The 23,433-nt window shown below is 69.5% G+C and carries 22 protein-coding genes; 8 read left to right on the top strand and 14 right to left on the bottom strand.

Features of this window, described 5'->3' with window-relative positions; translation table 11 throughout:
- The first annotated feature begins 455 nt into the window (after positions 1–455).
- Entirely contained in the window at positions 456–698 is a 243-nt protein-coding gene (locus KGD87_RS36315) for a hypothetical protein (protein ID WP_240358844.1), read from the top strand.
- A 62-nt stretch (positions 699–760) separates the two neighbouring features.
- On the opposite strand, the gene KGD87_RS36310 is transcribed toward KGD87_RS36315, so the two are convergent.
- Together KGD87_RS36310 and KGD87_RS36305 are read right to left on the bottom strand one after the other, a co-directional pair.
- A complete protein-coding gene (locus tag KGD87_RS36310) occupies positions 761–961 on the bottom strand; it encodes a hypothetical protein (RefSeq protein ID WP_284665467.1) in 201 nt (66 codons plus the stop codon).
- 172 nt (positions 962–1,133) lie between these two features.
- Positions 1,134–2,621: a TolB family protein gene (locus KGD87_RS36305; RefSeq protein WP_284665466.1), complete on the bottom strand. Its 1,488-nt coding sequence runs from the start codon at positions 2,619–2,621 to the stop codon at positions 1,134–1,136.
- 120 nt (positions 2,622–2,741) lie between these two features.
- Here KGD87_RS36305 and KGD87_RS36300 point away from each other — a divergent pair, with 120 nt between their 5' ends.
- Together KGD87_RS36300 and KGD87_RS36295 are read left to right on the top strand one after the other, a co-directional pair.
- A complete protein-coding gene (locus KGD87_RS36300) occupies positions 2,742–3,539 on the top strand; it encodes a TatD family hydrolase (protein ID WP_284665465.1) in 798 nt (265 codons plus the stop codon).
- 28 nt (positions 3,540–3,567) lie between these two features.
- Positions 3,568–4,428, top strand: a complete 861-nt coding sequence (locus KGD87_RS36295; protein WP_284665464.1) for a tRNA threonylcarbamoyladenosine dehydratase — start codon at positions 3,568–3,570, stop codon at positions 4,426–4,428.
- Here the strand turns inward: KGD87_RS36295 and KGD87_RS36290 are convergent.
- Complete coding sequence (locus KGD87_RS36290) at positions 4,425–5,408, bottom strand: RecB family exonuclease (RefSeq protein WP_502887987.1); 984 nt, start codon at positions 5,406–5,408, stop codon at positions 4,425–4,427. The genes KGD87_RS36295 and KGD87_RS36290 overlap by 4 nt on opposite strands.
- Positions 5,409–5,504: 96 nt before the next feature.
- Here KGD87_RS36290 and KGD87_RS36285 point away from each other — a divergent pair, with 96 nt between their 5' ends.
- The 3 genes from KGD87_RS36285 to KGD87_RS36275 all read left to right on the top strand — a co-directional run bounded on the left by KGD87_RS36285 (position 5,505) and on the right by KGD87_RS36275 (position 7,832).
- Positions 5,505–6,332, top strand: a complete 828-nt coding sequence (locus KGD87_RS36285) for an SDR family oxidoreductase (protein WP_350101022.1) — start codon at positions 5,505–5,507, stop codon at positions 6,330–6,332.
- Complete coding sequence (gene mutY, locus KGD87_RS36280) at positions 6,329–7,453, top strand: A/G-specific adenine glycosylase (protein WP_284665461.1); 1,125 nt, start codon at positions 6,329–6,331, stop codon at positions 7,451–7,453. Before KGD87_RS36285 ends, mutY begins: the two co-directional genes overlap by 4 nt.
- Positions 7,454–7,607: 154 nt before the next feature.
- The gene (locus KGD87_RS36275; RefSeq protein WP_284665460.1) at positions 7,608–7,832 is read left to right on the top strand and encodes a DUF2934 domain-containing protein; all 225 of its coding nucleotides are present in this window, start codon (positions 7,608–7,610) and stop codon (positions 7,830–7,832) included.
- Between the two features lie 63 nt (positions 7,833–7,895).
- Here the strand turns inward: KGD87_RS36275 and KGD87_RS36270 are convergent, their stop codons facing one another.
- The gene (locus KGD87_RS36270) at positions 7,896–8,735 is read right to left on the bottom strand and encodes an FRG domain-containing protein (RefSeq protein ID WP_284665459.1); all 840 of its coding nucleotides are present in this window, start codon (positions 8,733–8,735) and stop codon (positions 7,896–7,898) included.
- Between the two features lie 76 nt (positions 8,736–8,811).
- Positions 8,812–9,903, bottom strand: a complete 1,092-nt coding sequence (locus KGD87_RS36265; protein ID WP_284665458.1) for a uroporphyrinogen decarboxylase/cobalamine-independent methonine synthase family protein — start codon at positions 9,901–9,903, stop codon at positions 8,812–8,814.
- A gap of 139 nt (positions 9,904–10,042) precedes the next feature.
- Here KGD87_RS36265 and KGD87_RS36260 point away from each other — a divergent pair, with 139 nt between their 5' ends.
- The gene (locus KGD87_RS36260; RefSeq protein WP_284665457.1) at positions 10,043–10,639 is read left to right on the top strand and encodes a hypothetical protein; all 597 of its coding nucleotides are present in this window, start codon (positions 10,043–10,045) and stop codon (positions 10,637–10,639) included.
- A gap of 68 nt (positions 10,640–10,707) precedes the next feature.
- On the opposite strand, the gene KGD87_RS36255 is transcribed toward KGD87_RS36260, so the two are convergent.
- Complete coding sequence (locus KGD87_RS36255; RefSeq protein WP_284665456.1) at positions 10,708–12,474, bottom strand: HEAT repeat domain-containing protein; 1,767 nt, start codon at positions 12,472–12,474, stop codon at positions 10,708–10,710.
- Positions 12,475–12,886: 412 nt separating this feature from the next.
- Between KGD87_RS36255 and KGD87_RS36250 the strand changes: the two genes are divergently transcribed.
- Positions 12,887–14,068 (top strand): hypothetical protein, encoded by a 1,182-nt coding sequence (locus KGD87_RS36250; protein ID WP_284665455.1) that lies wholly within the window; start codon positions 12,887–12,889, stop codon positions 14,066–14,068.
- A gap of 70 nt (positions 14,069–14,138) precedes the next feature.
- On the opposite strand, the gene KGD87_RS36245 is transcribed toward KGD87_RS36250, so the two are convergent.
- The 8 genes from KGD87_RS36245 to KGD87_RS36210 form a co-directional block, all read right to left on the bottom strand.
- The gene (locus KGD87_RS36245) at positions 14,139–15,209 is read right to left on the bottom strand and encodes a Hint domain-containing protein (protein WP_284665454.1); all 1,071 of its coding nucleotides are present in this window, start codon (positions 15,207–15,209) and stop codon (positions 14,139–14,141) included.
- 146 nt (positions 15,210–15,355) lie between these two features.
- Complete coding sequence (locus KGD87_RS36240) at positions 15,356–16,300, bottom strand: Hint domain-containing protein (protein ID WP_284665453.1); 945 nt, start codon at positions 16,298–16,300, stop codon at positions 15,356–15,358.
- Between the two features lie 36 nt (positions 16,301–16,336).
- Positions 16,337–17,674 carry an SBBP repeat-containing protein gene (locus KGD87_RS36235; protein WP_284665452.1) on the bottom strand — a complete coding sequence of 446 codons (1,338 nt, stop codon included), beginning with the start codon at positions 17,672–17,674 and terminating at the stop codon, positions 16,337–16,339.
- A 12-nt stretch (positions 17,675–17,686) separates the two neighbouring features.
- Positions 17,687–18,478: a hypothetical protein gene (locus tag KGD87_RS36230; protein ID WP_284665451.1), complete on the bottom strand. Its 792-nt coding sequence runs from the start codon at positions 18,476–18,478 to the stop codon at positions 17,687–17,689.
- Positions 18,479–18,603: 125 nt separating this feature from the next.
- Complete coding sequence (locus KGD87_RS36225; protein WP_284665450.1) at positions 18,604–20,184, bottom strand: S8 family peptidase; 1,581 nt, start codon at positions 20,182–20,184, stop codon at positions 18,604–18,606.
- A 19-nt stretch (positions 20,185–20,203) separates the two neighbouring features.
- Positions 20,204–21,535: an SBBP repeat-containing protein gene (locus KGD87_RS36220; RefSeq protein WP_284665449.1), complete on the bottom strand. Its 1,332-nt coding sequence runs from the start codon at positions 21,533–21,535 to the stop codon at positions 20,204–20,206.
- Between the two features lie 29 nt (positions 21,536–21,564).
- A complete protein-coding gene (locus KGD87_RS36215) occupies positions 21,565–22,335 on the bottom strand; it encodes a hypothetical protein (RefSeq protein ID WP_284665448.1) in 771 nt (256 codons plus the stop codon).
- 118 nt (positions 22,336–22,453) lie between these two features.
- Positions 22,454–23,386 carry a Hint domain-containing protein gene (locus KGD87_RS36210; protein ID WP_284665447.1) on the bottom strand — a complete coding sequence of 311 codons (933 nt, stop codon included), beginning with the start codon at positions 23,384–23,386 and terminating at the stop codon, positions 22,454–22,456.
- Between the last annotated feature and the right edge of the window lie 47 nt (positions 23,387–23,433).

Raw genomic sequence — 23,433 nt, 5'->3', positions numbered from 1 at the left:
CGGAATGGGGCTGTGGCCACAATTCGGGCAGAGAGTCTGAGGCATGGCCCCCGGCGTATACCGCACTGCCCGCGCCGCCCACGAGGCCGCGACATTCATGTCAGGAGATTCGGGCTTTCCGCCCGGAAAGACAGACTTCTGAGGGAAGGCTCGACTCTGACATTGAGGTCAGATTGGACCTGGGTGCCAAGAATTGTAAGCCACGTGACGAAACGGGGCCGTTGAACGAAACGTCGAGATTGCGCTCGGAGTGAACGAAAACGCTCGATGAAACGATTCATACCCGGGCAGCGCCGTGAACCCAGCGAGCTGACTGTCTGCTTAACCCCGCTTTCTGCCTGGGAAATGAGGGGCATTGTCCCACCGGACAGGTAGTCAGGCGGCTGGCACCTCAACTGCATGTGTCAGACCCACGGTGTACTCACCCGCGTAGCACGGTGCGGTGGGAGGAACCCATGGGCAAGCGGACGACTCGTAGAAGTGGCGCGGTTCCCAGGCAGGGCCGGCGGGTGATGCCCGCGCTCCGGCGAACGGCCCAGCGGGCCCGGGCGGCGGCGGACAAGGTCCACCTGACGGTGGGCGAGGTCATCGCGGCGGCCTTCGAGACCTCCGGTGGGGAGCTGGTGGATGTGCTGGCCCAGCTCACCTCGCCACAGATGACCCGGGCGCTGGGGCGCCGCATCGTCGTAGAGGGCTGAGCCCCTCCGCCCCTGCCCCTGTCGACGTGCCGCGTGCCGCTGCCCGCGCGCCGGCGTGGACGTCAGTCTCCCGCCAGCAGGATGCCGGCGGTGTAGCGCTGCCGCGCGGGCTCTCCCGCGAGCAGCTTCTCGAAGTCTTCCGCGTTGTTCGGGTGCACCAGGAAGCTGCCGGAGCGTGTCTCCAGGCGCACAGGTGCGGCCAGCGTCCGTGGCTCCTCGGCCACGGTGCCACCACTGCCCACGTCCAGGGGGTGAGCCGGCACGGTGGCGCAGGCGGTGAAGAGCAGGAAGCCAGGAACAAGAAAGCGCCTCGTGCGGATCCTCCGGTGGACGGGCCCAGGGAAAGGCGCCGCGCGCCAGGCCGGAAACGACGAAGGCCCGCGTCCCCATTGAAGAGACGCGGGCCTGGGACTTCACGCCGTCAGCGGCCCGGGGCTACCGGGGCTGCCAGCGCGGGCGGTGGTCATCGCCGCGCGACGTCTGGAGGGTGTAGTCCCCCACCGGGTGGATGATGGGGTCACCCACCTTGGCGCCCGCCGCCGGGTCAATCTGCTGGACGTAGAGCTGCCCGCCCTGGACGTAGGCCACGTAGTGGGCATCCGGAGAGAACGACGGGAGCGTGGCGCCCTCGGCGAAGCTGACCTCATCCCCCTCCGGGGTGCCGTCCGCCGGGTTGATGCGGCGCAGGAAGACGATGTTGCCCGGGTCGCCGGCGCAGGGCGAGGTGCCGGCGCCGCAGAGCACCGGCTCACCCGTGGTGGGGTTGAAGAAGTAGGCGCGCACGTACGCCACCCAGCTGCCATCCGGCGCCCAGGCGGGGTTGGCGATGTAGGAATCCACCGAGCCCCCCTCGACGGCCGTCGTGCTGAACTCGGCAATCGTCTGCACGGCGGCGCCGCCCACGGGGACGATGTAGAGCGCGGCGTTCAGCCCCACCGGCCGCGTGTCATCCGGACGGAGGAACAGGAGCTGGTCATTGACGCGGTTGTAGTGCGGCTGCTCCGCCGTGGCGCCCGCGATGGCCAGCGGCGTGGGCGCGCCGCCCACGGTGGCCGTGGAGAGGCCGACGGTGGAGGTGCTGAACGCGAACGTGTCGCCGTTGCGCCAGTCCGGGAAGGTGCCCGCGGCCGTGGCCTCCTCCACCGTGCCGCCCTCGGCCGGGACGCGGGAGATGCCGGAGATGCTGTCGCCCGCGCGGCGCACGTACAGGAGCGAGTCACCCGGCTCCCACTCCAGGTAGAGGAAGCCCTCGGTGCTGCCCGTGGTGCCGTTGGCGAGCACCGTCGGCTCAACCTCCACGAAAGGCACGTCGCGCGCCACCAGCTCACCGGCCAGGTTCCCCGTCGAGGTGCCCGTCTCGGTGGCGCCCTGGACGAAGGCAATCCGGTTGCCGGCAGGGTTCCAGCGCGGGTAGCGGCTGTCCACCGCGGCGTCCGACAGACGGGTGGGCTCCGGCTCGTCGAAGCGCGTCACCACCGCCGCCATGGCGTCGGTGTCGTCCATGGCCGTGAAGGCCACGTGCAGCGACTGACACGTCATGGCCTCGGCCGCGCCCTCACAGCGCAGGCCCGCGGCGCAGTCGGCGGACGAGGTGCACGCCTCACCCTTGGCCCCGGTGCCGATGACGACCACGCCGCCGCCCGTGCCCGCGTCCGTGCCGGCGTCCTCCTCGGTGCCCGCGTCCTCTTCGGTGCCCGCGTCTTCCTCGGTGCCCGCGTCCTCTTCGGTCCCCGCGTCCTCCTCGGGTGGCGGCTGGACATCGCGCAGCTCGCAGTTGCCAGAGCGGCACGTCCACTCCTGCCCCTCCGGGGGTGGCCCGTTGTCGCTCCGGCAGTCGAAAGCATCGACACACTCGTCACCGCACCCCGTCGACAGCACCAGCAGCGCGCCACACAGCGCGCTGAAAACGACACGCATGGTCATGGAAACCCTCCGAAGAACAGAGGGCGCGTATACCGTCAGGCCTTCCAGGCGTGCGTACCCTGAGGTGCAGGAGCGCGCAGCGTGTTCCTGAATGAACGGCCACAAGGAGTGCCCTGCTCAATGATAGACACCCACTGCCACCTGGATGCGGCGCGCTTTGATGAGGATAGGAATGAAGTCCTCGCACGCGCATGGGCCGCGGGGCTTCACGGCATCGTCATTCCTGGCGTGGGTCCGCATGACTGGGAGCCCCTGCGGGAGCTGTCCCGTCAGGATGCCCGCCTCCAGGTGGGCCTGGGCATCCACCCGCAGCTCCTCCCCGACATGCCGCCCGAAGAGGACGACGCCGTGCTCGAGCACCTGGACGCGTTGCTCGCGAAGGGCGGCGCGGCGGCCGTGGGCGAGTGCGGGTTGGACGGCCCCAGCCTGCCGGGCGCGCCGCTGGAGCGGCAGGTGATGGTGCTGAAGCGGCACCTCGCGCTGGCGCGCAAGCACGGCCTGCCCGTGCTGATGCACTGCCACCGGCTGCACCCGGCCCTCATCGAGCTGCTCAAGGAAGAGCCGCTCCCGGAAGCGGGCCTGCTCATGCACAGCTACAGCGGCGGCGTGGAGCTGGCGCGCTTCTACTTGCAGAAGGGCTGCCACTTCTCCTTCGCGGGCCCCGTCACCTGGGCGGAGGCCCGCAAGCCGCTGGACGCGCTCCGGGCCATCCCCCTGGAGCGGCTGATGGCGGAGACGGACGCCCCGGACCAGGCCCCCACGCCCCACCGGGGGACGCGCTCCGAGCCCGGCTACCTTCCCCACATCCTGGAGGGCATGGCCCGCGTCCGGGGGGAGCCCGTCGAGGAGGTCGCCCGGCAGACGACCGAGAATGCCCGCCGCTTCTTCCGGGAAGCTTTCCCTGCGCCTTCGCGGTAGGCGAGCGGTCGCGTTATAGAGGACCGCCATGAACCCGCAGCCGCTCCCCGCCCCCGAGACTCCGCCCACCCCCACGGACTCGCTCGCCCGTCCCTTCAAGCTCTCCCGGCGCTTCGACCGGACCGGCCGCCTGCTGGGCGACTCCGCGATGGAGCGGCTGGCCAACGCGCGCGTGGTGGTGTTCGGCCTGGGCGGCGTGGGCAGCTTCGCCGCGGAGGGCCTGGTGCGCAGCGGCGTTGGCCACCTGACGCTGGTGGACCACGACGACGTGTGCGTCACCAACACCAACCGCCAGCTCCACGCGACGGTGAAGGCCGTGGGCAAGCCCAAGGCGGAGCTGATGGCGCAGCGCTGCCAGGAAATCAACCCGGCGGCGAAGGTGGAGGCGGTGCGCGAGTTCTACCGCGCGGACGTGGCCGAGCAGATGCTCCAGCCGGGCCAGTACGACTTCGTGGTGGACGCCATCGACAACGTGAAGGCGAAGCTGCACCTCTTGCACCGCTGCGTGACGCTGGGCGTGCCGGTGGTCAGCTCCATGGGCGCGGCGGGCCGGTTGGACCCCACCGCCATCCGCGTGGAGGACCTGTCCGAGACGCACATGGACCCCTTCGCCAAGGACATCCGCAAGCTGCTCAAGCGCAAGTACGCGGTGGAGACGGACAAGCACACGGGCATCACCGCCGTGTACTCAATCGAAGCGCGGCGGCTGCCGGTGACGCTCCAGTACGACGACGCCACCGACGGCTTCCTGTGCGTGTGCCCGCAGGACAACGAGTTCCACACCTGCGACCACCGCACGCAGATTGACGGCAGCGTGGCCTTCGTCACGTCCTGCTTCGGGATGAACGCGGCGGGCGTGGTGGTGCGGCGGCTCGCGTCGGCGCGTTAGGCCCTCACGCCACCTGCTGCGGCCTGGGCGACGGCGCCCTCGCGCCCGCAGGGACGGCGGAAGACACACCGCGCGCACGCCGTCAGCGACTCCGTGGGCGGAAACGCGGACGCGTCCAGCGGCGTGTTGGTGGCCGGGTCCTTCAGCAGCGCGCGCATCTTCGCCACGCTCTGCTCGAAGTGCCGGTGGAAGGAGGCCATGGCGTCCGGGTCCACCGTGACGTCCTGCTCCTTGCCCTCGTTGAGGTACACGAGCGAGGCGCGCACCTTCTCCACCGGGAAGCGGTAGCGCTGCGCCACGTAGAGCGCGTAGCCGAGCACCTGCTCGTCATACCCTTCGCGCGACTTGCCCGTCTTCCAGTCCACCACCACCGGCGTGCCGTCCGCGTCCACGAAGGCGAAGTCGGGAATCGCGAAGACCTTGAGGCCGTCCAGCGTGAAGTGGGCGAAGTCGAAGCCCGCGTCCACCTCCAGCCACTGCTCGGGCTTGAGGCTGTGCGCCAGGTCCTTCCAGCGCGAGGAGAAGAACCACGACAGCGCGGAGCGCACCGTCTCCCAGTTCTGCTTCCACGCTTCGTCCGGCACGGCTTCGGCGTACTCGTGCTCCACCAGGCCGGTGAACTGCTTGCGGTACTTCTGCGACCAGTAGTTCTTCGAGCGCGAGTGCCGGAAGTCGTCCTGCATCAGCTTGCGCGTGCGCGCCTCCACCGCCGCCGGGTCCACCTGGCGGCCCGCGCGCCAGTCCAGCAGCACGTCCTTGATGCTCTCGTGCACCACGCTGCCGGCCCACGTGTAGCGGTTGCCCAGCTTCTTCAGCACGTAGAGCTCGCGCACGTCCTTGGGCGCGCTCGCCTCCCAGCCGCCCCAGGAGCGGTAGTAGTAGAGGTAGTACGCGCGAAGGCACTCGGAGAACTTCTCGTGGCGGCTCTTGGACCAGGAGAAGTCGTTGCTGAGAGGGGGGCGCGGCATGAGGGCGCGCATCCTAGGCGTTCGCCCGCTCCACCAGAAGGGGAACAGGCGAGGAAACAGGCCCCCGCTGGTCGCTGAAAGACAGTCCCCCCAGGCAACCGGGAAGGTATGGTGCGCGCCAGCATGAAGACCCAACCCTTCAAGGGCCGGGTGGTCCTCGTCACGGGGGCTTCCGGAGGTATTGGCAGGGCGGCGGCGAAGGCCTACGCGGCGGCGGGCGCGGATGTCGTCCTGGCCGCGCGCAGGCTGCCCGCGCTCGAAGACGCGGCCCGCGAAGTGGCGTCACTGGGCGTGAGGGCACTGCCGGTGCGGTGCGACGTCACGGTGGGCGACGACGTGACGCGGCTGATGCGCGAGACGGACGCCGCCTTCGGCGGGCTGGATGTGCTCGTCAACAACGCGGGCCAGGGGCTCTACGGACCGCTGGAGGGCGTGGGTGAGGCGCAGCTCCGGCAGGTCTTCGAGCTGAACGTCTTCGGGCTGTGGCGGATGACACGCGAGGCCCTGCCGCTGCTGCGCAAGCGGCGTGGCGCGCAGGTGGTCAACGTCAGCTCCGTGCTGGGCCACCGGGGACTGCCCCTGCTGGGCGGCTACTGCGCGTCCAAGGCCGCCGTGAATGTGATGACGGAGTCGCTGCGCGCGGAGCTGGCCGCCGAGGGCATCCGGGTGCTGCTCGTGTCGCCCGGCTTCACCGAGAGCGACTTCCGGGAGAACCGCCTCCATGCGGAGGGCTGGCGACAGGACGCCATCCCCCTGAAGGCCATGTCCGCGGAAGAGGTCGCCGATGCCATGGTCCGTGCGAGCCGGAGTGGACGGCGCGATACCGTGCTCACGCTGCCCGGCCGGGTGATGGTGGTGGCCAACCGGTGGGTGCCTTCCCTGTTCGACCGGGTCGCCCGCCGCATGGCGGTGGCGCCGAAGAAGAAGGACGCATGACCTCCCGCCGTCCGCTCGCGGCCACTGTCTCCCCTGCCCCCGCGCACCTGGCCAGCGTGCGTGGGCCACTGCTGGACTGGTATGACAGGAACAAGCGGGACCTGCCCTGGCGCCGCACCCGGGACCCGTATGCCATCTGGCTGAGCGAGGTCATGCTCCAGCAGACCCAGGTGTCGACGGTGATTCCCTACTGGGAGCGGTTCCTCGCGCGCTTCCCCACCGCGCGCGCGCTGGCCTCGGCGCCGCTGGATGACGTGCTCGCGGGCTGGAAGGGCCTGGGCTACTACAGCCGCGCCCGCAACCTGCACCGCGCCGCGCAGGAAGTCGTCGCGCGCTTCGGCGGCACCCTGCCGTCCACCGCCGCGGAGCTGCTCGAGCTGCCCGGCTTCGGCCGCTACACCGCCGGCGCGGTGGCCTCCATCGCCTTTGGTGAAGAAGCGCCCCTGGTGGACGGCAACGTCGCGCGCGTCTTCGCGCGCCTCTTCGAGGTCGAAGGCCTTCCGGGAGACCGGCAGCGCGAAGCCACCCTGTGGGCGCTCGCCACCGCGCTGGTGAAGGGCGAGCGGCCCGGTGACTTCAACCAGGCCCTCATGGAGCACGGCGCCACCACGTGCCGGCCAGAGAACCCGCTGTGCCTGCTGTGCCCCGTGCGCGCGGCCTGCGTCGCCTTCCGCAAGGGTCGCGTGGACGAGCTGCCCCCCGCCAAGGTGCGCGCCACGCCCAAGAAGCTGACGCTGGCCGTCGCCGTGTGGCCCCATGCCGGCACCCTCCTCTTCGCCCGCCGCGCGGACGCCGGCCTCTTCGGCGGCCTGTGGGAGCTGCCGGCCGCCGAAATCGCCGACGACGCACCCGACAGCGAAGCCCGCGCCCGGCTCGCCGCCGCGCTGGGCGTCGACGTGACACTGCAAGGCGCACTGGGCACCGTGAAGCGGCAGCTCACCCACCGGGACCTCTCGCTGCGGCTGCTGCGCGTCTCCGGTCCTCGCCGGCCCACGCGCACGCCCGCCTTCCAGGAGCTTCGCTGGTGTTCCCCGACCGACGCGGGGGACCTCGGCATGAGCACCGCGATGCAGCGAGCGCTCGACGTCGCGCTCGGCGTGGGCGTGCTGTCAGGCGACTGAGGGCCTCCACGCCGGCCTCGCACGTTCCGCCTGTGCGCCGTCCGACACAGAGGCAGTCCTCCTGTCGCACTGGCAACCCCGGCCCTGGCATGCCGGTTTCGTTTGGACTCGACGCGCCTCAAGCTCCGCGGACTCTTTCCGGAGGAATCCGAGCATGGCACGCCACACCGCCAACAAGCCGACGGAGCCGTCTTCGAGCAAGCCGCCAGCCACGTCCGCCCGGTCCAAGCCTCGGGCTCCGGAACCGCGTCCCGGCCCCACCAACGAGCAGATTGCCCGTCGGGCCTACGAAATCTTCCTGGCCCGTGGCGGCACGCACGGCAGCTCCGAGCAGGACTGGTTCCAGGCCGAGCGCGAGCTCCGGCTCGGCCGTCAGTGACAGTCCGCCGTCGCAGCGCCGGGTGCCATCGCCAGGGGGGAGCTGGCGTGCCGCCTGGCCCACTCACTTCGCCACGCGCCGCCGCTTGCGCACCGCCGGAGCGCCCGTGGCGCACGCGGAGGCACGGGGGCTGTAGTAACGCCGGAGCCAGCGGCTGAGCCCGTCGAAGCCTGGGAAGAGCACGCGCTCGGTGATGTTGCTCTGGTCCAGCTTGTCGCGCACCTCCCACTTGAGCGCGGCGGGAATGATGAGCTTGCGCACGCCCTCCGCCTGGGCTTCGAGGAAGGTGTCCAGGCAGAGCTCGGGCCCGTTCATCACCGAGAAGAGCGCGAACTGATTCACGATGCGGGCATCCAACGACGGTGGCTCCAGGAAGAGCACGAACGGGTGCCTCGCGAGCTGGTCGAGCGTCGAGAGGTCCGATGCCACCGTGGCCAGCATCTCCCCCGTGAAGACGTCCGCGCCTTCTCGCTGGAGCAGCGTCTTCAGCCTCCTGGGAAGGTGGCGGTTCGTCTGGCGGTAGTCCACGCACCACACCACGCCGTCCTCCCCATACCGCTCAGCGTTCTCGGTGAGGAAGTGGAGCGCCACATAGGGGCTGAAGGTCCAATCCAGCAGCCGCGTGGGCAGCCCATGATGCTGGGCCAGGGCGAGCCAGTCCCAGAGTGACTCCACGGGCTGCGGGCTGTAGCCCCGCGCGTACTTACGGAAGGCCCTCAGCAGGTCCTTCTCCTTGCGCACGAACAGCCCCTTGCGGTTGAGCGCCGTGGACAAGTCATTGGCCACCTGGGGCATGCCACGGAAGACGAAGGTGGAGCGGTGACGCCCCAACACCTCGCTCCACGACCCGGCGAAGAGCGCGTCCTGCAGCTCCAACCATGTCCCGATACGCTGTTCCAACATGGGTGCATGAACCCCCGCGGCAAAATAAGCATCGCGGCGGGGCGGGCCCGCGCGGGGGGCCGGGCCTTACGGCCGCTCAGTGGGGGTTCACGGTGTCAACGGAGGGGCGCTCGGCGGAGAGCGCGCCCCGGAGCCGCCGCTGCGCCGCCTTGAGCTCCTCCAGGATGCGCTCCGCGTCGATGACCGAGCGCATCGCCAGCCCGCACGCGGGCGTCAGCACCACCGTGGACACCACCTGCGCGAAGGTGAAGCCGCCGGGCAGCGCCGCCTTCAGCGTGGCCTCCACCGAGTCCACCAGCTCCCCCACCTCATAGGTGGACGCCAGGTCCGTGGGGATGATGCCCAGGCTCAGCGTCGCGCCCGCGCCAAGGAAGCGTTCCAGCGCGGCGTCCGCCTCCACCATGGCGTCCAATGACAGCCGCACATCCAGGGAGAGCAGGTCCGGCTGGACGTCCAGCAACGCGGCCCAGTCCGTGTTGCCGCAGCAGTGCAGTCCCACCAGCGCGCCTTCACGCTGCAAGGCCACCACCAGCAGCTTCAGCTCCTGCATGGCAATCAGGTGCCGGGGATTTGTCCGCTGGAGCGCATAGAGCCCGGGCTCGTCCAGGTAGAACAGCGGCGTGGTGCCCGCGCGGCGAAGCGCCTTCACCATGGCCAGTGCGCGCGCCAACGTCAGCCGGTACATCGCTTCATCCAGGCCCGGCACCTCCAGCGCGGGCTGTCCGTCGGTGGTGCGCGCCACCGAGCGCACCGTGAAGGGGCCCGCGAGCTGCGCCTTCGCGAAGGCCAGCTTCCGCGTCTCCACCTCCCACAGGAAGGGTCGCCACGCCCGGCACGCCTCGGGGGAGGGCTCGAAGGACTCGAACTGGCCGGACTGGAACGCCGCCTCCAGCCGCGCCTCGAAGGCCGCGCGCCCCGCCTGCCAGGCCGCGAGGTCCACGGTGCACAGGCCCTCCTCATCAAAGGACAGGCCCGGCAGCCCCTCCAGCGCCGCGGGAATCATCAACTCCGAGGGCTTGCCCACCGGAAGCTGCGGCAGGAACGGGATGTCCAGAGCCAACGCGGCCTGGAGCCCCAGCTCCACTTGCGTGTGCGGCAGGCTCCCGATTCCGGTGGTGGCGCAGGCAGGCAGCAACTGGACGGCTCGGCGGATGTTCGGCGCGCTCATGGCGCGGACTGTATCCCCTCCCCGGCCTTCCGGTGTGGCTGCCCATCCCCGATGCGCCGGGTTCCCGACCTCCCTGTCCGGCAACAACGTTCCACCCGAGAACCGGGAAGCACCCCGGCGGACAAGGGAGGGGGCACTCATGAACAGGCGAGGTGGATGGGGGACGGGCACCCTGGCGGCGGCATTGCTCGCCAGTCCCGCCGTCGCTGAGACGCCCCGCGTCAAAACGCAGCCCGCCCCGGGCTTCGGGGCCTCCGGCCTGACGGTGCGCAGCGGCGTGACGACCTGGTCGGGCAACGTGGGCAGGCAGACGGGCGTGGGCGCGCTCCTGGCCCTGCTGGGAGAAGTCCCCGTCGTCTCCGGAGTGGGCCTGGAGTTGGGCTACGAGGGCTCCGCCAACGGCTACGCGGAGCCTCGGCGCGGCACCCTGTGGCGGCACAACGGCGGCCTGCTGGCCAAGGTGGGCCCCACGCTCTTCTCGCAGTGGAAGCCCTTCGTCGGCGCGGGCGCCGGCCTCAGCTACTTCCACCCCACGCCCATGGACGTGGGCACCGCCTTCGAGAAGGGCTGGGGCGTGGAGGTGCCACTCGCCGCCGGGCTCGAGTACCGGTACAGCGGCGTCACCGCCGGCCTGCGCGCCACCTACCGCGTGCTCGTGGCGCGAGACTTCGCCCCGGACGGCGCCGACGCCGGCAACCTCTTCAGCGCCGACCTGGGCCTGGGCATGCGCTTCTGAGCCGCCCTTCACCGGGTTGTATGGGGCGCGCGGGTACGGCGACTCGCCGCCGGAAGGTGGCGGGGAGCTCAGGGGACGGTGTTGGCGGACACCGCGTTGAGGAACCCCAGCGCCGCCTGCCGGATGCTGGCATTGGCGTCGTTCTGACTGGCCCAGGCCAGCAGCGGGCGCACTTCGGGAGTCGTGGTGACCCTGGAGCCCAGGAACTGGACGAGCTCCGCTCGCAACCCATCCGAAGGGTCCCCCCGCAGCGCCTGGTCGAGCACGGACAGGAGCGGGCCCAGCGGACGGAAGCTGACGGCGAAGAGCACGGCCTTCCGGACCTCCGGCGAGGGGTCCCCCAGCAGCCGCTGCGCGAGGAGTGGATCCACCGCCGGGTCGGAAAGCAGCCGCAGCGCCTCCACCGCGGCCTGCCGCACCTGGGGGGCCGCCTCACGGAGCCCCTCTTCGATATAGGCGAGCGCGCGGGGGTCCCGTGTGTTCCCCAGCGCGCGCATCATCAGGGCCTTCTCCTCCACCGAGTTCGACGAACGAAAACGCGCGCCCAGTTCCTCGACGAGCGTCTGCGCGCCCCGTGCGTCCTGGGACCCGGCCCCCATCCGCATGGCCGCGTTGCCCAGCGCCAGGGTCGCGGTGTCCCGCAGCTCCGGCTGCGTGTCGCGCGCGCGCGCCCGGAGCGCCTCCACGCCCTCCGGAGTGGGAGCCTCCGCCATGCCCAGGGCCGCGACCGCGTCCGTCCGGACCGGGATGGACACGTCGCCATCCTCGAGGATGCGGGAGAGGGCCTGAATCGACTCCGTCGTACTGGCCGCTGACAGCGCGCCCAACATCGGGCTGGCGGCGAGCGGCTCCAACCCCTCGTGCAGCACCCCTGGCACCTTCAGGGCCTCCGCGGGCTCCAGCACGAACAGCGCGCGCAGGCGCTCCATCGCCAGGGTCCTCGCGTCGTCCCGAGCCTGCGCGTCCTTGGGCAGCGCGCGCAGGTCCTCGAGCATGTCCTCGAAGCGGCGCCCCCCCAGAATCTGGCGGTGGTGGGCCTGCGGGTCCTGCGCGTGGCCCTGGATGCTGGCCAGCGGGATGGTGGTCAACCCGTCTCGCAGCGCGGCCAGCGCGCCGGGCAACGAGGTGTCCCGGCTCCGCTCCAACAACAGCAGCCGCAGCCGCAGCTCGTGACTGGCCCGGGGCATGCCATCTCCCGCGTCCACTTCGAACTGCTCGCTGGCCACCAGCGACTCCGGCCACAGGTCCGCGCCCAACTGGAACTGGGAATCGGTGCGCACATCAATACGGAGCTTGTCCTTCGCGAGCGGCTGGAGGCCCTGCGCCGTCGCCACGTGGGTATAGGCCAGCTTCGACTTGGAGAAGCGCAGCGGCTCCTCGGCGCGCCGGTACGCGGCGTTGTACTGGCCCGTGGCATCGTGCTCCTCGCTCTGCCAGCCCGCGCCAGGGACGCCCTGCACCACGAACTGCGTCGCCGCCACCACCGAGCGGAGCAGGCCCTGCGCCAGCACGTCCGTGCCCGTCTCCATGTGGACGAGCCGCGCGGCCCCCGTGCGCTCCAGCGTCACGAAGAAGGGGAGGGAGAGGCTCCCCATCAGCAGCTGCCGCTGCTCCGGGGACAGGGCATCATGGCCCTCGATGTCGACGGAGACGCTCTCTGGCAACAGGCTCACCCGCGCATCGACCCGCGCATCGTTCGCGCTGACGATGCCCACACGCCACTCGCCCTGGAGGTGAAAGCGCATCGATGGCGGCGCATCCCCTTGCGGCTGCGGCTGCTTGAACGCCACCTGCTGCGTCACGTCCAGCGAATACCGGTACTCCGAGCCTGGCACCCAGGCCCGCCTTCCATCCACGCTGGCGCGCACGGGCTCAGGCCCGGAGCGCGGCGGGGGAGGATGGAGCGCCGCCGTCGTGCGCGAAGGCTCCGGCGCCGGTGTGGGGATGGCCGCTTCCGTCCGGCTCCACCACCACGCAGCGGAGAGACCCACGGCGAGAAGGACTGCCAACGACAAGGCTTGATGACGCTTCGGTGCGGAGCGCATGGCGCCAATCGCTAGCATGCATCAGGGGGGCGCGCCTAGTGCCAGCCACCTCAAAACATACAGCAGCGGCACCCCTCCAGCGCCTGGCCACCACAAAAAACTATCCTCTGGCAGTATGCCACGATTGACACTCGCAGTGACATGCCTGTACGAGCTTCCTTGATTTCGGGCTCTGTTTGACTGCCCCGAAAGGACACCGCACATGCAAAAGCCGAGAGCAGCATTGGGTTTCGCAGCGCTGTTGTTCGCAGTGGTGGCTCCGCAGGCCGCGCGGGCACAGGTGCCTGCGTATGTCGACCCGGTCATCTACACGGTCAACCCGGCGAGCTTCCCTGCCACGACCTATCCACCGGGCTATCAGCTCAACAACAACTACCCCTGGGAGTCGACGTATCCGTTCTCGCCTTCGTATTCGGCGACCGAGCGGCAAATCATCATCAATGACGAGCTCGCGCGCACGGGCGGCGTGCTGGGGACAGACCCGGTCGACGGCAGCCCGAACATCACCATCAACCAGGGCATCATTCCCGAGGCACACGTCGAGAATGTGCAGCCCGCAGTCGTGGTGGCGACGGAAGTCACGCCTCCGTCCAATGGCACCACCCCTTTCAGCCGCAGCTACTACCGGAAGAATGACTTCGGCAACAGCCTCTTCGGTGCGGGCTACATCATCGATGCGGCGATGACGGCGTCTCCGTCAACGGGCGTCGCGGAGAAGAAGGTGGAGGCCTATGCCGACGGCAAGGTCTTCGCCGTGGCGTTTGGCACGGAGCGGGAGATTGTCCGGGGCCGCGCGGAGCTCACCGGCCAGCAGGGCGGAAACAACAGCGGCACCGCCCGCCTTTACGCCATGGGTCAGCAAATCTGGTCCGGAAACCTGTACACCAGCTTTGAAATCACGCCCATCAACTGGAGCCGCACGTTCTTCTCCGTCTCCAAGCGGTTCATGGTGGGACCGGTTCCCGTCTCAGTCGCGGCGTCCATCGGTGGCGGCGTGAAGCTGACGGTCTCCGGGCAGATCGGGCCGACCATCGCCAAGCTGACTGCCGCCGCGGGCGGCTGGGCCAACGCCACCGCGTCCGCGGGGGTCGACATCATCATCGCGGGGGTCGGCGTCGAGGGCAGTCTGGTCCTCGTCAATGTCAGCCTGCCCGCCTTCGCCGAGCTGTTCTGGCCGTTCTACTCGCTCGACTACACGCTCCGATCCAACGTGAACCTGAACGCGCTCTCCGGAAACATCAAGCTCTGGGTCCGGGTAGGCTTCTGGTTCCTCAAGAAGACGTGGCGAGTGACCATCGCCAGTTGGTCCGGCACCACCCAGAACTGGACCCTCTTCACCCAGAACGGCTCCCTCATCCTGGGCATGGAGCCCATGGGCATGTAGGGCGTTGTTGACGCGCCGGGCGCGGAGCCGCCAGCAAGGCGCTCCGGGCCCGGCCTGGCATCCGCCGCCGCTACTCGCCCGCGGGGACGAGGACTTCCGGCACGTTGCCGCGCAGAATCATCCGGTTCATCTCGTCGACGTACTCGCTCTGGAAGCGCTGCGAGCCATTGAGGTAGCCCTGAGCGATGAGGATGTTGGACGTGAGGTCCTTCGTCGCCGGCCGCACGTTGTAGGCGCGGGTGTACTCCCACTTCTTGTCCAGGGAGACGATTTCGTCCGCCTTGCCGTGGCGGTCCACCAGGCTGTCACCCACCCCGATTTCACGGGCCCGCTTGAGCGTGCCGTCCGGCATGACGAGCGGGTGCTCGGTGGTGACGCGCAGTTCCCCGCCGGAGCGGGTGCGGAAGGTGAGGATTTCCTGCTCCGTGGCGTCGCGGTCCACCGTGTAGCGCTCGACCCGGTTCTTCATGAAGGAGAGCGTGCCGAATGAGGCCCCGGGCGAGAGCGTCACCAGGTCCGTCCGCCCGGACTCCAGCGCCTCGCGGATACCCATGGCGCCATCAGACAGGAGGATTTCCTGGTCCGGCGCGTAGCAGCCGGGCTCGCACAAGCCATCCATCTGGATGTGCGCGGGCTTGAAGGAATAGGGAACGCTGTTCTGGATTTGCGCGCCCGTGTACGACGCCGTCGCGGTCCCAGACGCCCCCGGCCCCTTCCAGGGTGCGTACATGTTGTTGGGGTCCACATAGATGGGGTACAGCCAGAAGCCCGCCGCCGCCGCGTCGAAGGCCTCCGTGGAGTAGGCGGAGTTCCAGAAGCGCATGTCCAGGCCGCCCCACACCGTGGTGCCGTAGGGGTTCTGCTGCTGCCAGCGCTTCGCCCACTTCTGGCGGCCCTCCGCCTGGTTCGCGTTGACCAGGTCATTCGTGCACCGGTAGCTCACTGGATACCAGCCGCCACCACCGCCACCGCCGCCACCGCCGCCGTCATCGGGGAACTCATCGACCATGACGAGCTTCTCCTCCAGCCCCCCAGGCCCGCCGGCGGGCGCCGCGCTCGCGGCTCCGAGCGAGCCGCAGCAGGCGGTGAGGACGGCCAGGCCCATGATGCGTCTGTCTTTCTTCAGTGATGGCACTGTCATGATTTGCTCTCGTTGGAATCCGTCTGCGGACACGACAAAATCCGGTGCCCACCAGAAACAGACGGGACCGGATGGATGGGGACAGGCTTTGTGAACAGCGGGGCCACCGGAGCGACAGGAAATGCGCTCCGGCGGCCGGGGTGCGGCTACTCGCCCGCGGGGACGAGGACTTCCGGCACGTTGTCGCGCAGAATCATCCGGTTCATCTCCTCGACGTACTCGCTCTGGAAGCGCTGCGAGCCATTGAGGTAGCCCTGGGCGACGATGATGTTGGACGTGAGGTCCTTCGTCACCGGGCGCACGTTGTAGGCGCGGGTGTACTCCCACTTCTTGTCCAGGGAGACGATTTCATCCGCCTTGCCGTGGCGGTCCACCAGGCTGTCGCCCACCCCGATTTCGCGGGCCCGCTTGAGCGTGCCGTCCGGCGTGACGAGCGGGTGCTCGGTGGTGACGCGCAGCTCCCCGCCGGAGCGGGTGCGGAACGTGAGGATTTCCTGCTCCGTGGCGTCGCGGTCCAGCGTGTAGCGTTCGACCTTGTTGTCCAGGTACTCGACAGAGGCGAACGACGCCTCGGGCGAGAGCGTCACCAGGTCCGTCCGCCCGGACTCCAGCGCCTCCCGGATGCCCATGGCGCCATCAGACAGGAGGATTTTCTGGTCCGGCGTGTAGCAACCGGGCTCGCACACGCCATCCATCTGGATGTGCGCGGGCTTGAAGTTGTAGGGAACGGAGGTCTGGATTTGCGTGCCCGTGTACGACGCCGTCGCGGTCCCATACGCCCCCGGTCCCTTCCAGGGCGTGTACATGTTGTTGGGGTCCACATAGACGGGGTACAGCCAATAGCCCATGGACACTGCCTGGTTGGCCTCGAGCGTGTAGCTCGAGTGCCAGTAGTTGTGGTCCAGCCCCCCCCACATCGTGATGCCATAGGGATTCTGCTGCTGCCAGCGCTTCGCCCAGCGTTGACGACCCTCGGCCTGATTCGCGGTGAGCTGATCGAACGTACACCGATATTCGTTGGGCGCCCACGCGGCGAAGGCCGATGACGACATCGCCAGTGAACCAATGACCGCGAAGATGGTCTTCTTCATGTCTTACCCCCTGCTGGTTGGTTGAAGAACGGCCTGCTACGGGCTCGTCGCGAACTGGACGACGAACACGTCCTGTCCACCCTGGTTGGGGGCCCCCAGGCTTCCGCGGGTCGTTCCCCATCCCAGAGCCATTCCTGAGCTGGTCATCACCACATCGCGCAGCTCGTCATCCGCGCCAGTCCCCCACTGCCAGGCGCGTGTCTGGTTGCCCCACCTGTCGAACCGGGCGACGAACGCATCGTGCCCGCCCTGGTTGGGGGTGTCCGTCATCGCCGCGGTCGTCCAGCCCGCCACATAGGCATTGCCCGCGCTGTCGACGGCGAGCCCCGTGGCAAGGCTGAGCTGGTTGGCCGGCCCGATGCGGCGCGTCCACTTGAGTTCTCCCGAAGTCGAGTAGCGCATCAGGAAGGCGTTGGGGATGCCGTCGTTTTCGACGAAGTTGGGGCGGCTCAGGTCGCTGTAGGAGAGCGCGAGCACGTAGATGCGGTCATTCCCGTCCTGGGCGACCGCGAGCGCCGCGTCGATGTCTGGCGTGCCCACCTGCGCGGTCCACTGCAGATTCTGTGAGCCGTCGAACTGGCGGATGAAGAGGTCCGTGGAGCCCATGGGCTGGGCGCCCAGGCGGCCTTGCGTCGACCCGACGACCCAGGTCCTCCCGCCCGGAGACACGGCGATTCCCTCGCCGCGGTCATGGGCCTGGTTCATGGAGCCGAAGACATCCTTGCGGACCTGTTGGCCCTGGTCGTCAAACTGGAGCAGCGTGACGTCGAAGCCATTGGCCGGAGTCTCCAGCGTGGCCCCGGCGATGCCGATTCTTCCTTGCGGACGGAGCGCGGCGGAGAGGCCGTAGTCCTCCTCCTGTGTGCCGTGCTGGACGAGCCAGGAGCGCCGCCCCTCGTTGTCATACCGGGCCACGAAGACGTCCGCGCCCCCCGAAGAGAACTGCCCCGGGAGCGAGTCTTGCGTGATGCCGACGACGTGCGCATGGCCCTCGCCGGTGACGACCACGTCCCGCGCGGCGTCCTCGCCCGGCGAGCCGAACTGGTGAACCCAGTTGAACTGCAGGAGCGAGGAGAGCTTCACCAGGAAGACATCCTGCCCGCCGCCCTGCTCTCCCGGCTCTCCGAAGGCGCCGCCCGTGTTGCCCGAAAGGTACACGTTGCCTTCGGCGTCACGCCCGAGCGCCACCGCCTGGTCGTCGGCGTCCGTCCCGAACTGCAAGAGCATCTCCGTAGTGAGGGAGTTTCCGCAGCCTTCCGTCTGGATTTGATTGAGGATGGGCTCGGCCGTGCCCAGCTCGGAGGATGGCGCGTGACAGCCACAGCCGAGCGAGGAGATACCAACGAGGATGCACCAACGCGAAAAGCTGGACATGATGAAGAGACCTCAGGGATTCGATGTCTGCTGTTGACGCGCGAGCGCCCAGAGCGCGTCGAACCTGACGCGGGCGTACTCGAGCAGGGGTTCGTAGGGGGTGCCTCGGGACTGCGCCAACAACTGCTCAGCCCGGGCCCGGTCGTTATGGAGGAGGATCATCATCATCTCCACCTTGTCTCCTGACAGCGAGCGCCGCACCTCCGGGTCCTGGGTGGCGCGGATGTTGCGTGCCATGACGAGCGACTCGACGGTGTCGAGCAGGTGCGCCCGCTCGGGATTGTCCTTCCATTCGAGCGCCATCCCCAGATACTCGACCCGGTACATCCGGCGGAATTGATTGTCGTCGCTGTAGGTCTGTTCGCTTTCAGCCAGCAGATCCCGCCGCGCCACTTCAATCTGTTCGCGGTCCTTGTAGATGCCACGCAGCAGCTCCCGCTCCTCTGGTTTGAGCAGCACCTTGCGCTGCAACGTCCGGAACTGGGCCAGGTCGGGGTTGCCGGCCATCATCTCGTCGCGCAAGTCGTCCACCCGGAGCCTCGGGCGGCGCTGCCCGGACTCGCCCGGTGCGGCCGGCTCGGAGATGACCACCGGCGTGGCCTCCTCCGTGGGCATCTCCACCAGGGGCCGCACGGCGGGTGACGCGGAGGGGGCAGACACCGTGACGGGGGGCGGCGGAGGCGGCGCTTCTGGCGACGGGGCGGGAGTCCGGGCGGCACCGTTCCAGAGCGCGAAGAGCAGCGCGGCGGCCACGCAGGCGGCGCCCAGGCCAATCCCGGCGGTGCTTCTTGGAGAACGTGGCATCTGAGGTCCTGGCTCGTTGAGGGGGTCTACGCCCAAGAGGTGAGAACGGCCTGGGGCCGGCCCCCTTCGGCGGGGGCCGGCGCCCTGGAGCGGCGCGCCAGGGCGGGGTTCACGCGCGCCGGGGGCTAGAAGATGCCCAGGCGGTTGAGGGCGGCGCGCAGGTTGGGACGGGGGCCGATGCGGCGGGCATCCGGGGCCTGGGCGCTGCCAGTGCTGGAGAGCACATCGCGCAGGGCCAGCGGGCTCAGCGGGAAGCGGCCGCGGGCCTGGAGCGCCCCCTGAAGGGAGGCGGCGGCACCCGTGACGATGGGCGAAGCGCTGGAGGTCCCGCTGAAGGTGGCGGTGTAATAGGTGTTCTCCGACCCGCCGTTGAACCGGTCGCCATAGCCCAGGGTGACCACGTTCTCACCCCACCCGTGGACGTCGGGGCGGCTGCCGTGGTTGGTCCAGCACATCGGCGCGCGGCCCTGCGAGGAGCCGGCCGCGACGACGATGGCGCCCGAGTCGCGCACGTCGCGGTTGAAGGCGTTGTTGTAGGCGGCGTCATCCAGGTTGGAGCTGCCATTGCCCGCGGCCTCGACGACCACGACGCCATTCAGGGTGGCCTGGACGATGGCGTCGAACTCCGCCTGCCAGTACTCCATGGCGATGTAGTCGCACTGACCGAAGTTGCAGGTGCAGGGGGTGTTGTTGGGCGGCCCCAGGCGGTGCAGCTCGATGAGGACGACCCCGCCGGAGCCCGCGGCGACAGCGGCATTGGCGATGGCGCTGGCCGCGCTCTGGGAGCCAATGGACTCGTAGCCCGCCCGGGCGGCGTGGGCGATGCCCGTCACGCCGAAGCCATTGGACACGCCCACGATTTCCCCCAGCACGGCGGTGCCATGGTTGCGCCAGCCCAGGTCGTTGAACTGGGCGCCCCCCTGGTGGAAGAGGCCAGGCATGTCCTCGTGCGTGGTGCGCCAGCCGCCCTCCACGTCCACGACCTTGACGTTCGCGCCGCTGCCACCCGCCACCGTCCACGCGTAGTGCGCGTCGATGCCGGTGGGCGCGGCGCCCAGGTAACCCTGCTCCCCCTGGAGGTTCGGGCCCGCCTTCAGCAGCATCGGCGTGAGGAAGTTGGGCCAGTTGACCGCGGCGGGCTCCGCGGCGGGCTCCGCGTAGGCCGTCTCCACGCTGGGCAGCGCGTCGAGCTTCTCCACCAGGTCCCTGACTTGCTGGAAGGTGGTGCCGGGGCGGATGGGAACCTCGATGTAGAGGTTCAGGTCGGCGACCTCCTGGCCGCTGAGCGTCTCCGTCGCGAACTTGCGCGTGTCGAGCTGCTTCTCGTCGGCGGTGAACATCCGGCCCAGCCCGCGCGCATGGGGGCTGGCGGCGACGAGCGAGGCCACGGTCGCCATGTCCGCCTCGACGGAGGGGCCCGTCAGGCCCCGCTGGCTCAACTGGCCCAGCTCACGCGCGCCGCGCGACTCGGGCAGCGCGATGAGCTGCTCCCCGCGCAGGCGAACGCGGGTCCCTTCGTGGAACTTCACGACGACGCGCGGAATCTCCACGTTGCGCCGCAGCTCCACCACGCCCTTGCGTGCCAGTTGCCGGGGCTTGAGCTCGAGCCCATCCGCCGCGCTCGCGGGAAGCGCCATCGTCAAGGCGAGCACCGCGACGAACAGCTGAGAAACCGAGCTCTTCCGCCTTCCAGTTCTTCCGTGCATGAAACGGCTCCTTGGTTGATTACTGCTGCCCGCGGCTGTTGAAGCGGGCGACGAAGACGTCCTGCCCTCCGGCATGGGCGCTACCCAGTTGGCCCGTGGTGTAGCCGGCGATGACGACGTCCCCCGCGCGGGTGAGCGCGACGGCATGGGCCTCGTCCATGCCCGGGGTGCCCAATTGCCGCGCCCACAGGCGGGCGCCGTGGGCGTCGTACTTCACGACGAAGGCGTCCCGGCCTCCCTGGTTGGGGCCGTCCATGGCGCCGTGCGTCCCGCCAGCGACGTAGATGGCGCCGTGTCCGTCCACGGCGAGCCCGCTCGCGCGGTGGAGCTCATGGGGGGAGCCGACGCGCTGAGCCCAGAGCAGGCGCCCCATCGGGTCGTACTTGAGGAGGAAGGCAGAGGAGAGGCCGTCATTCTCCCCGCGGCCCGTGGCCAGGTCGCTGAAGGAGAGCGCCAGCATGAGGATGGAGCCATCCGGCGCGATGACGACCTTCAGCCCGGCGTCGATGTCAGGGGTGGCCGGCTGCCGCGCCCAGGTGAGGCCCAGCGTGGGGTCGAGGTGGGCGAGGAAGGCGTCGAACGAGCCCGCGTTCGCCGAGGCGAACCCACCCAGCGTGGCGCCCACCAGCACGACGGAGCCCTCGGCGCTGACGGCGACGGCCTCCGCCCGGTCATGCCCGGCGGTCCCATGGCGACGCGCCTCCAGCACCGTCCCATCCCCCGCCTCCAGCACCTCGATGCTCATGTCGAAGCTCACGTCGGGCTTCTCCATCGTCCCGCCGGCGAGGAAGACGTGGCGGCCGTCTCGTGAAAGGGCGACGCCCAGCCCGGTGTCTTCCTCGGCCGAGCCGCGCTGGACGACCCAGTCCAGCGCGCCTCCCGGACCGTGCTTGATGACGAAGGCATCCCCCTGCCCGAGGTTGACGGCGCCCGGCATCGCCAAGGGCGTGCTGCCCACCACGTAGGTGTCCCCCTCGGGGGAGACGGCGAGCCCCTTCACGGTGTCGTCCCACGCCGAGCCGTACTGGCGCAGCCACCGCGGCTGGGCGCTGGCATCCAGGCTGGCCACGAAGGCGTCCTGGAACTGGCCTCGCGTGACGCTCCCCTCCTCCAGCACCCCCAGGGTGGTGCCCGCCACGAAGAGGTCGCAGTCAGCGTCCAGCCCAACGTCCACCGCCACGTCATCACCCGCGCTGCCGAACTGGATGATTCGCCAGGAGGGGGACAGACATCCACCGCCGCCGACGAGGACGGGATGTTCAGCAGGCGTGAGCGGCCCGTCGAAGGACGCGGGGGGCTGGCACGCCGCGAGCGCTGGCAGCAGCCAGAGGAGGATGGGGCGGCGGGGCATGCGGAGACCTCGGGTGGGGGTGCCGGGCGTCATGGCTGTTTCGCGGCGAGCGCCCAGAGCGCGTCGTAGCGGGTCCGGGCGTGCTCGAGCAGCGCGCCCAGGCGGGAGCCGTGCAGGCCCTGCAGCATGGACTCGGCGCGCGCCCGGTCGTTGTGCAGGAGAATCATGAACAGCTCGACCTTGTCGCCCGACAGGGAGCGGCGCAGCTCGAGCTCCATGTCAGGGTCCAGGTTGTCGGCGCGCAGCAACTCCTCGAGGTCGTTGAGCAGCGCGGGGCGCTCCGGGTTGTCCTTCCACTCGAGCGCGGAGCCCAGGAACTCCACCTGGTAGAGCCGCCGGAACTGCGCGTCCTCGGAGAAGGTCCGCTCCCCCGTGGCCAGCAGGTCCTGCTTCGCGGCATTGATGACTTCGCGGTCCTTGAAGAGGGATTGAAGCGACGCCTGTTCGTCCCCCTTGCGCAACACCTTGCGCTGCAGATGACGGAACTGCGCCAGGTCTGGGTTCGCGGCCATGACGCGCTGGCGAACCGCATCCAGCGGAGAGCCGGGCCGCGCGAGCGTGGGTGGCACCGGGCCTGAGGCCGGCGCGAGCGGCGTGTTGACCAGGAGGGTGGCCCCCTGGGTCGGCACCGGGCGCGGCGTGGGCACGGCGACGGCTGCCGGGATGGGCAGCGACTCGGGCACCGCCGCCACGAGCGGAGCGGGCGGAGGCGCGTCAGACGGCGCTGGGAGCAGCAGCCAGAAGACACACGCCGCCGCCAGCGCCAGGGCGCCGATGAGGGGCAGGACTGTCCTTGGCATGAGAGGGGAACGAGCCATCCGCGGTGGACCTCGCGTCTGTGATTCGGAGAGGACGGAGCCCCCGTGTCTGCCGGGGGCCCGGTCCGGAGCTGCGTGGGATTGAGGAGCGAGTCACCCCTTACGGGATGAGCTCATCCGGGACGTTGACGCGGAGGATGAGGCGGTTGAGCTCCTCCACGTACTCGCTCTGGAATCGCCCGGAGCCGTTGAGGTAGCCCTCCGCCACGAGGATGTTGGAGGTCAGGTCGTGGGTGACGGGGCGCAGGTTGTAGACCTTGCCGAACCAGGCCTGCTGCTGGATGCCGGTGATTTCGTCCGTCGTGCCGTCCTGGCGGACCAGGTGCTCTCCGGCGACGAAGTCCTTGGCCTTCTTCATCGAGCCCTCAGCGGTGACGAGCGGGTGCTCGAGCGTCACGGAGAGGCTGCCGCCCGAGCGCGTGCGGAAGACGAGGATGTCCTGCTGCGCGGCGTCACGGTCCAGGGTGTAGCGCTCCACCGTGTTCGGCATCACTTGCAGGTTGCCGAACGATGACTCCGGGGAGAGCGTGACGAGCTCGGCGGTGCCGGCCTCCTGCGCCTTCTGGATGGGGACGTAGCCGTCCTGGAAGAGCACCTTCTGGTCCGGGGTGTAGCAGCCCGGCTCGCAGACGCCGTCCATGACGACATGCACGGGCTTCGAGAGGTGGTTCAGCGCGTCAATCTGGTTGCCGGTGAGGGCGGCGGTGGCGGTGCCGGCCGCGCCGGGGCCACGCCAGGGCTCATAGCCCGTGTTCGGGTCCACATACACCGGATACACATGGGTGTTGAACTGGTTGAGGGCGTCCTGCGCGTCCTGGTTGTAGACGGTGGCCCAGAAGCGCTGGTCCTTCCCGGTCGAGATGTTGTACGGGTCCGCGTCCGCCCACCGCTTCGCCCAGGACTGACGGCCGCGCGCCTGGTCCGAGGTGAGCTGGTCGAACGCGCAACGATAGTGACTGGGCACCCACGCCGCCGTGGCCTGCGTGGCGATTCCGAATGCAACTGCGAGCGTCGGCAGAAATGTCTTCTTCATGCATCCTCCTGATTGGAAAGACTCACGTCCCCTGTCGTTGAGAACGT

Origin of the sequence: Myxococcus sp. SDU36 (assembly GCF_030168875.1) — a bacterium.
Classification (GTDB): Bacteria; Myxococcota; Myxococcia; order Myxococcales; family Myxococcaceae; genus Myxococcus; species Myxococcus vastator.
This window is presented reverse-complemented; position numbering and strand designations above follow the sequence as displayed.